Source organism: Candidatus Desulfolinea nitratireducens (genome assembly GCF_982879505.1).
Map to the genome: position 1 here is coordinate 1 of NZ_CEYOSI010000187.1, position 7,356 is coordinate 7,356.

Sequence of the window (7,356 nt, forward strand, 5' to 3'; positions counted from 1 at the left end):
GTTGGATCAATCCCGTTCGAATTGCAAACTTGACCAATTCAGTCCGAGAGTGCATATTGAGTTTATTCATGATCCGCTCACGATGACGAGCGATGGTTTTTGGGCTGAGGCCCAAAGCCTCACCGATATAAGTATTATTATGTCCATCTGCCACCATTTCCAGAACCTGACGCTCGCGTTGGCTGAGTACATCCAGATCGCCCAGGTGAGTATTCTCCCCGCTAATCTTATTTAGGTCAGTAGGGAACTTGTTACTCAGGCGCTGATAATCATCCAGCAGCCAACGGGCGAGGGCTGGTTGCAAATATACATGGCCCTGAGCAATTGTTTCGATAGCTAAAACCAGCTCGTCAGATGCGGCTTGTTTGGTGATATAACCCGATGCGCCCGCTGCCAGCATTTGGATAAAATATTCCTTATCTTCGTGGACTGTCAGCGCCAACACAAGGCAGTTCGGACAGCGCGTTTTTATTTGGCGAGTGGCTTCCATGCCATCCATACCAGGCATACTGATGTCCATGAGAATTACATCTGGTTGGGTTTCTATTGCAAAGCTGATCGCTTCTTCACCATTGCTAGCCTCTGCAACAACGTCAATCCCATCTTGGGTATCCAAAAAAGATTTTAATCCAAAACGGATGACATCGTGATCATCCACCAGCATTACACGGATAGAATTATTCATTGGGCTTGCTCCTCGTCTTTTGTATGTGTGGTGGCACAGGGGATCGTAATTTTTATGGTTGTGCCTTTACCGGGGGACGAATCTAATTGAAATTGACCGTCTACAGATTCAACACGTTCACGCATTCCTGCCAACCCCCAACCACTGGGCGGGATAAAGGGGACCGCAGGATCAAATCCGATACCATTATCCTGGATATCGAGGGTGACCGAATCTTCAGCGAAACAAATTTTGACCTCAGCTTTTTCTGTTTCTGCATGGAGTGATACGTTTCTAAGTGCTGATTGTGCTACCCGGAAAAGCACGGTTTCAATAAGCGGATCCACTCGTTGTGATGTACCTTCCACATTTAAGGAGACATCCAGTTCCATCTGGCAGCACTCTCGTCCGATCAAATTCTGGAGGGCCGGAACCAAGCCAAAGTCATCGAGTTGTGCCGGGCGCAGATCGTGTACCAAACGGTAGATGCCCTGAGACATATCCTTGCTCAGGTTTTGCAAATGAGCAAGCCTCGGGAGAAGGTCGCCGCTTTCCTCATCCAATCTATGACTCAGCGCTGCCAATTCCAATGAAAATGCAGAGAGAACCTGTGCGGTTTCATCATGCAGTTCACGGGAGATGCGAGCACGCTCATCCTCTTGCGCCTGAACAGTGTGTCGGAGTAATTCGCGACGCAACTCTTCGCGGGCAGCCAATTCCCCCTGGACCTGTTCCAATGCCTGAACACGAGCTTCCTGTACACTTGAAAGCTGCTCTTGCCTTTCAATTTCGATGGCTTGAATAGCACGCACCAATCCTACTGTGATCATCAGCGCTGCAAATGAGCGTACGGCTTCAAGCGGGATTCCCGTAAGATAAAAAAAAGCCTGGCTGTTAATATATCGAGCGGGGAAGGTGGCAAGTGGCGATACAAACAGTTGGCTTAAGCCATAAATGCCAAAACCAAAAGCTGCCCAATTCAGGTTTGCAACCAACTGGTTACGGTCGTCTTGTTGCGCTTCTTTGGCTTGCCTGCGCAAGCCAACGGAAGCAAGTACTGCCGCAGGGACAGCGATTAAGTATCGCAATAGATTGTTGGTCAGCACCAGATGTTCAGCCTGGACAGCATTATAAGTAATTATTGTATTGAAGATGATCGCCAGGAGATAGATGCTCAGAACTGCAATTTGAAGCCTGAGACGGAGGATCGTTTTTCTCTTGTGCAAATTGCTGGCCTGAATGCCATAGATCATCAGGGATAAGAAGGATATTCCCAGCAATATTAGGCGTACCCAGGCAATCGTATTTGAGATTTCTGCCCCCATCCATAAAGCTTGCTCCATAAAGAATTCCACCCATTCATGCATGCCGTGAATAATCCCGAAAATAGCCAGGGGCCAAAGCAGATTCACTTCCGCCAGGGATGGGGAGCGGCTGGTTTCTAATAATAGTGCCACTCCCATGACAAAAAATGCCAGACCGTAAATGAAGTAAATGATAAACGAAAGGAGGGAATATTCTTGACCAAGCATGGTATTGTGTATTTTACCGCAATCAGGTTGGGTTCAATATTGTTTTTGTAATCATTACATGTGACATTTGGCACAAAACTTGTGCGTATTCTCACTTTATTTTAATCTTTATTGGGGATATTATATTGGGTAATGTCCCCAATAAAGATTAGATATTGGGGTAATACACCCAAAAAGATAAGAGGTGTATTGAAGTAATACAAATATTCGTGCTTTAGATTGCTAGAAATTCGAAGAAAGTTCAAAAATGTTTGAGGAGAAAAACAATGTCTAGAAAAACATTAATTTTGATCGGCCTGTTGTTACTGGCTCTTGCCACAGCATCATGTGCTGGTCCTGAAGGCCCTGAAGGTCCTGCTGGCCCTGCCGGCCCTGAAGGCCCCGCTGGCGAAGCTGCAATGGCTGCTGCTGGCACTGGTGCTGAATATATCAGCTCCGCTGCCTGTGGTGAATGCCACACTGATACCTACGATGTCTTCATGAAATCCGGTCACCCCTATAAGCTGAACCCCGTTGTTGACGGTCAGCCCCCGGAATATCCCTTCACCGAAGTGACTGAACTTCCCGAAGGTTACACCTGGGACGACATTTCCTATGTCATCGGTGGCTATAACTGGAAATATCGCTTTGTTGATAATGAAGGCTATGTCATTACCGGCGTTCCCGGAGCCCGTGGCGATGGAAATACCGACTATATCGGTCAGTTCAACTTTGCCAATCCTAATGTTCCAGGCAAAGAAGAGGCTAGCTCTGCAGCCTATCATCCTGGCGAAGAGCATAAATATGATTGCGGTAGCTGTCATACCACTGGCTACGATCCCAATACCCCCACTGAGGGAATGCCTGGTATCGTTGGTTCCTGGGCAGAGCCCGGAATTCAATGTGAAGAATGCCATGGTCCTGGTAGCTTGCATGCTGCTGATCCCCGCGGCGTAGCACTTGATATCGAGCGCGATTCCGCTCTCTGTGGTGAGTGTCACCTCCGTGGTGGTTCTGAAGATGTAGATTCAGGTGGTGGTTTCATTAAACACCATGAGCAATACGAAGAACTCTTCCAGAGCAAACACATTACCATCAACTGTGTAGTCTGCCATGATCCGCACACTGGCGTGATTGCCCTCCGCAAAGCGAATGCAGAAGATGCTTCCGTTGATGTTACCCGCACTTCCTGCGAAAACTGCCACTTCAATGAGGCTGCTTACCAGGATTCAGCCATTCACCCGGCCGCAGCAGAATGTATTTCCTGCCATATGCCGCGGGTAACCAAGAGCGCTGTTGGTAATATCGATATGTTCACTGGCGATATCCGCACCCACCTGATGGCTATCAACCCCACCCAGATCGGACAATTCACCGAAGATGGCAAGAATGCTCTGTCCGAACTTGGTCTCAATTTTGCTTGCCGCAGTTGCCATGTTGATGGTGGTTCCGCGACTGTCAAGACCGACGAAGAACTGATCGAAAAAGCTTACGGTTATCACGATCGTCCCGCAAGCCCCTAGAAATATAATATTTATCTAGGATAGTTTTGTTCTAACACGAATGTTTGTAATAGCTCGAAACAGAGAGGAGGCGACGCCTCCTCTCTGCTGTTGTAATTAGATTAGAATGCAGAAAGTTACTTTTATAAATTTTTATCTTGACTGTTAATAGTTTTTAAGGTTATTATCACAATCCGCGCCTAAATTGGCGTATTCGTTTTAATAGTTTGTCCGATTTGCCAAAGGAAAATAGTATGACAAAAATAAGAGCCCTCGTAAAAAAATTCTTCTTTCCGCCAGACGGTTCGCCCCGTTGGATGATCATCCTGCCCTATGCAATCCTGGGGGTATTTACTGTAATATTGCTGATTGGCGGTGCCTATGGATGGGAGTATACAAACTCCTCACCCTTCTGTGGCGAGTCATGTCACACCATGCCTCCTGAATATGCTGCTTATCAGGTCTCACCTCACGCTGAGGTTGCTTGTGTAGAGTGTCATATTGGTGAGGCATTTATAGGCAGCCAAATTTGGCGCAAGGCCGGGGATATTAAACATATTATCGCGTTGGCTTTTACAACCTACGAATATCCCATATATGCAAATAATATGCGCCCGTCCAGCTTCTCTTGCGAACAATGCCATTCCCCCAGCAAATTCTCGGATGATTCATTAAGAAAGATCAATCATTTTGATGATGATGAAAGCAACACTCCTTCAAGCATTTATCTTGTTTTGAAAACGGGAGGCGGTTCAGAGCGTGAAGGTTTAGGTCGCGGTATTCACTGGCATATCGAAAACGATGTTTTCTATTATGCCGCAGATTCCCGTGAGCAGAGCATCCCCTATGTTCGTGTGGTAGGCGAAGATGGCAGCTTTGACGAATATATTGATATTGAGTCAGATTACGACTCAACCTTCTTTAAAGATAGCGAGCTCAAAAAAATGGATTGCATCACCTGCCACAATCGGATTTCGCATCGCATTTATACGCCCAGCGAATCAATGGATGCTGTCCTGATGCGCATGGTGGTTGACAGTAAGATCCCCAATATTCACAATAAGGGTGTGGAAGTTCTCAGCGGCGACTATGCTACGCAGGAAGAAGGATTGGCTGGGATCGCCAGTTTGACAGATTACTACAAAGAAAATCACTCTGATTATTATGCTGCTAATAAGGGGAAGATTGAGACTGCGGTTGAAGAGATCCGGCAAGTCTACACAGACTCGGTTTTTATTGAGCAAGAAGTTGACTGGGACTCACATGCCAGTAATATGGGGCATACCAATACCCCAGGCTGCTTCCGCTGCCACGATGGCAAACATTTGAACGAAAAGGCAGAGGCTGTTCGCCTGGAATGCAATCTGTGCCATTCCATCCCCGTCGTTGTTGGTCCGAATGATTTTCTGGCGAATATCAATATGAATCGTGGCGTTGAGCCTGAATCCCATTTGAACACCAATTGGATCAGTTTGCATAATGAGACATTTGATCAGACCTGCGCCAGTTGTCATACAACAGAAGATGTTGGTGGAACCAGCAATACGTCTTTTTGTTCAAACAGCGCCTGCCATGGCAGTGTAATTGACTTTACCGGATTTGACGCCCCCGGGTTGCGTGAAATCCTTGCGGATCAATTGCCCACGCCTGTGCCGACACCGGTTGCGGCTCCTGCGTCCTCTGCTGGACCGCCAACTTATGCAGCGATTATCGAACCCATATTTGCCCTATGCACTGCCTGTCATAATCAGGCAGTGGCCTCTGCTGGCCTTGATCTTTCCAGCTATGCTGGTTTGATGGCAGGTGGCGACAATGGGGATGTGGTCCTGGTTGGTGATGGCGCCAATAGCCTGCTGATTGAAATTCAAACCGGAAAGCATTTTGCGAATATCACATCTCAGCAGCTCGAATTATTGGCTGAGTGGATCGATGAGGGTGCGCTCGATAATTAAAATTCTTTTCCTACCCACAACATTCGATGGCTAATTCTACCCAACGAATGTTGTGGGTTGTATTTTTCATCAAACCAAGTAATTCCAGGTGGGATTTTTTTTTACCAAGCTACTTTATAGCCACATAAAAAGTATAGGACTTACGCATTTTTATTATCCTTATCCCAATGCTCTGCGTTGGGGTATTGTAAACAAGCTGCAATGCTGAGCATTGCGGCGAGAAAAAAAGTGGATTGCGTAAGTCCTAAAGTAAATATTTCCGAGGAAAAAGTCACATGGATATGTGACTTTTTGGTATTGGGTATATTGGCACAACTTATGCTATACTATTGGGTATATTAACATAAGATGAGAATTGCCGATTGGCAATTCATAATCGAGAACATCTTTATCATTTTCAGGAGGTGTTTATTGGTATAGACTAAAGAGTGTTTTGAATAGATACAATATCGCTACCCAAAGGAGAATACAAAGAATGTCTACTAAAAAAATGCTTGTTTTTGCTACATTGCTTGTCGCCGCAGTAATTTTAACTGCTTGTAGCGCAGAAGGTCCTACTGGCCCCGCTGGCCCTGCTGGCGCAGAAGGTCCTGCTGGCCCCGCTGGTGAACCTGCCATGGCTGCTGATCTGACCTGTACCGAATGCCATAATGACACCGCCATCATCACCGGCAAGAAGACCCCCTGGGAAACTTCTGTCCATGGTAGTGGCACAGCCGCTGCTTACGCAGGTGGCCGTGATGGTTGTACTGGTTGCCACTCCGGCGCATCTTTCAAGAAAATGATCGCTGCTGGCGCCAACCCCTCAACCTATGAAGGTGATGCCGCAGATGTAACCCATCAGGATTGCCGCACCTGCCATCAGATCCACACATCCTACACGAGTGCGGACTGGGCTCTGTCAACCAGTGCCCCGGCCGTCGTCTTCGCATTTGAAGACGTGACCTACGACGGTGGCAAGGGTAACCTTTGTGCCACCTGCCACGTTCCGCGCCGCGGAATAGACGAAGCTGATGCCGATGGCAATATCGAAGTGACCAGCACTCACTGGGGTCCGCACCATGGTCCACAATCCGCTACACTGCTTGGGATTGGCGGCGCCGGTGAAGTTGAAGGTAAACCCGGAGCGCATTATTCAATGGTTGAAGACACCTGTGTCAGTTGCCACCTTGGCGAAGGCCAGGACCACACCTTCCTGCCGAACGTTGCCGCCTGCCAGGAATGCCATGCTGATATCGAAGACTTTGATTTCAGTGGTTTGCAGACCGAAGTAGACGCAATGCTTGCTGAACTTGGTGAACTTCTTGAAGCCGAAGGCATGTATGACCTCGAAGAAGACCACCCCGTTGTAGGTGTCTATCCTGCAGCCCAAGCTCAGGCTTTGTGGAATTACATCCTGATCGAAGTTGAAGATGCCAGTCATGGTGTCCACAACCCGGCCTACGTTCGAGCATTGCTCGAAGCTTCCCTTGCAGTATTTGAATAAGAATAAATAGTACACAAGCAACACGAACAGGACTGTCCTTATGGCAGTCCTGTTTTTTCTTTAAGTTGACTTAGGTTTTTATGAGTTTTTACAGTTTTTGATAAAAATTAGCATAGAGGGTCGATGGTGCTTAATGCCCAAGGCAACAGAATAATTGGGTCAAAATGCACAATAGCATTGGGTTATATAACGAAATAACATTGGGTTATATGGCATAAATGACCTTAATATCCTGTATAAG

The 7,356-nt window shown here is 47.0% G+C and carries 5 protein-coding genes; 3 read left to right on the plus strand and 2 right to left on the minus strand.

Annotated elements, in window-relative coordinates:
- Together AC3DOM_RS13975 and AC3DOM_RS13980 are read right to left on the minus strand one after the other, a co-directional pair.
- On the minus strand, positions 1–685 hold a 685-nt coding region (locus AC3DOM_RS13975; RefSeq protein ID WP_487919658.1), incomplete at its 3' end, for a response regulator.
- A complete protein-coding gene (locus AC3DOM_RS13980) occupies positions 682–2,196 on the minus strand; it encodes a sensor histidine kinase (protein ID WP_487919659.1) in 1,515 nt (504 codons plus the stop codon). The genes AC3DOM_RS13975 and AC3DOM_RS13980, both read right to left, overlap by 4 nt.
- A 266-nt stretch (positions 2,197–2,462) precedes the next feature.
- Between AC3DOM_RS13980 and AC3DOM_RS13985 the strand changes: the two genes are divergently transcribed.
- The 3 genes from AC3DOM_RS13985 to AC3DOM_RS13995 all read left to right on the plus strand — a co-directional run bounded on the left by AC3DOM_RS13985 (position 2,463) and on the right by AC3DOM_RS13995 (position 7,115).
- Positions 2,463–3,698, plus strand: coding sequence for a multiheme c-type cytochrome (locus tag AC3DOM_RS13985; protein WP_487919660.1), 1,236 nt, complete (start codon positions 2,463–2,465; stop codon positions 3,696–3,698).
- Positions 3,699–3,931: 233 nt separating this feature from the next.
- Positions 3,932–5,629 (plus strand): NapC/NirT family cytochrome c, encoded by a 1,698-nt coding sequence (locus tag AC3DOM_RS13990; RefSeq protein ID WP_487919661.1) that lies wholly within the window; start codon positions 3,932–3,934, stop codon positions 5,627–5,629.
- Positions 5,630–6,104: 475 nt separating this feature from the next.
- Positions 6,105–7,115, plus strand: coding sequence for a collagen-like triple helix repeat-containing protein (locus AC3DOM_RS13995; RefSeq protein WP_487919662.1), 1,011 nt, complete (start codon positions 6,105–6,107; stop codon positions 7,113–7,115).
- The last annotated feature ends 241 nt before the right edge of the window (positions 7,116–7,356 follow it).

Excerpts from the sequence above, each read along its gene's own strand:
- AC3DOM_RS13985 (WP_487919660.1), top strand. The coding sequence starts at position 2,463 with ATGTCTAGAAAAACATTAATTTTGATCGGCCTGTTGTTACTGGCTCTT.
- AC3DOM_RS13980 (WP_487919659.1), bottom strand. The coding sequence starts at position 2,196 with ATGCTTGGTCAAGAATATTCCCTCCTTTCGTTTATCATTTACTTCATT.
- AC3DOM_RS13990 (WP_487919661.1), top strand. The coding sequence starts at position 3,932 with ATGACAAAAATAAGAGCCCTCGTAAAAAAATTCTTCTTTCCGCCAGAC.
- AC3DOM_RS13995 (WP_487919662.1), top strand. The coding sequence starts at position 6,105 with ATGTCTACTAAAAAAATGCTTGTTTTTGCTACATTGCTTGTCGCCGCA.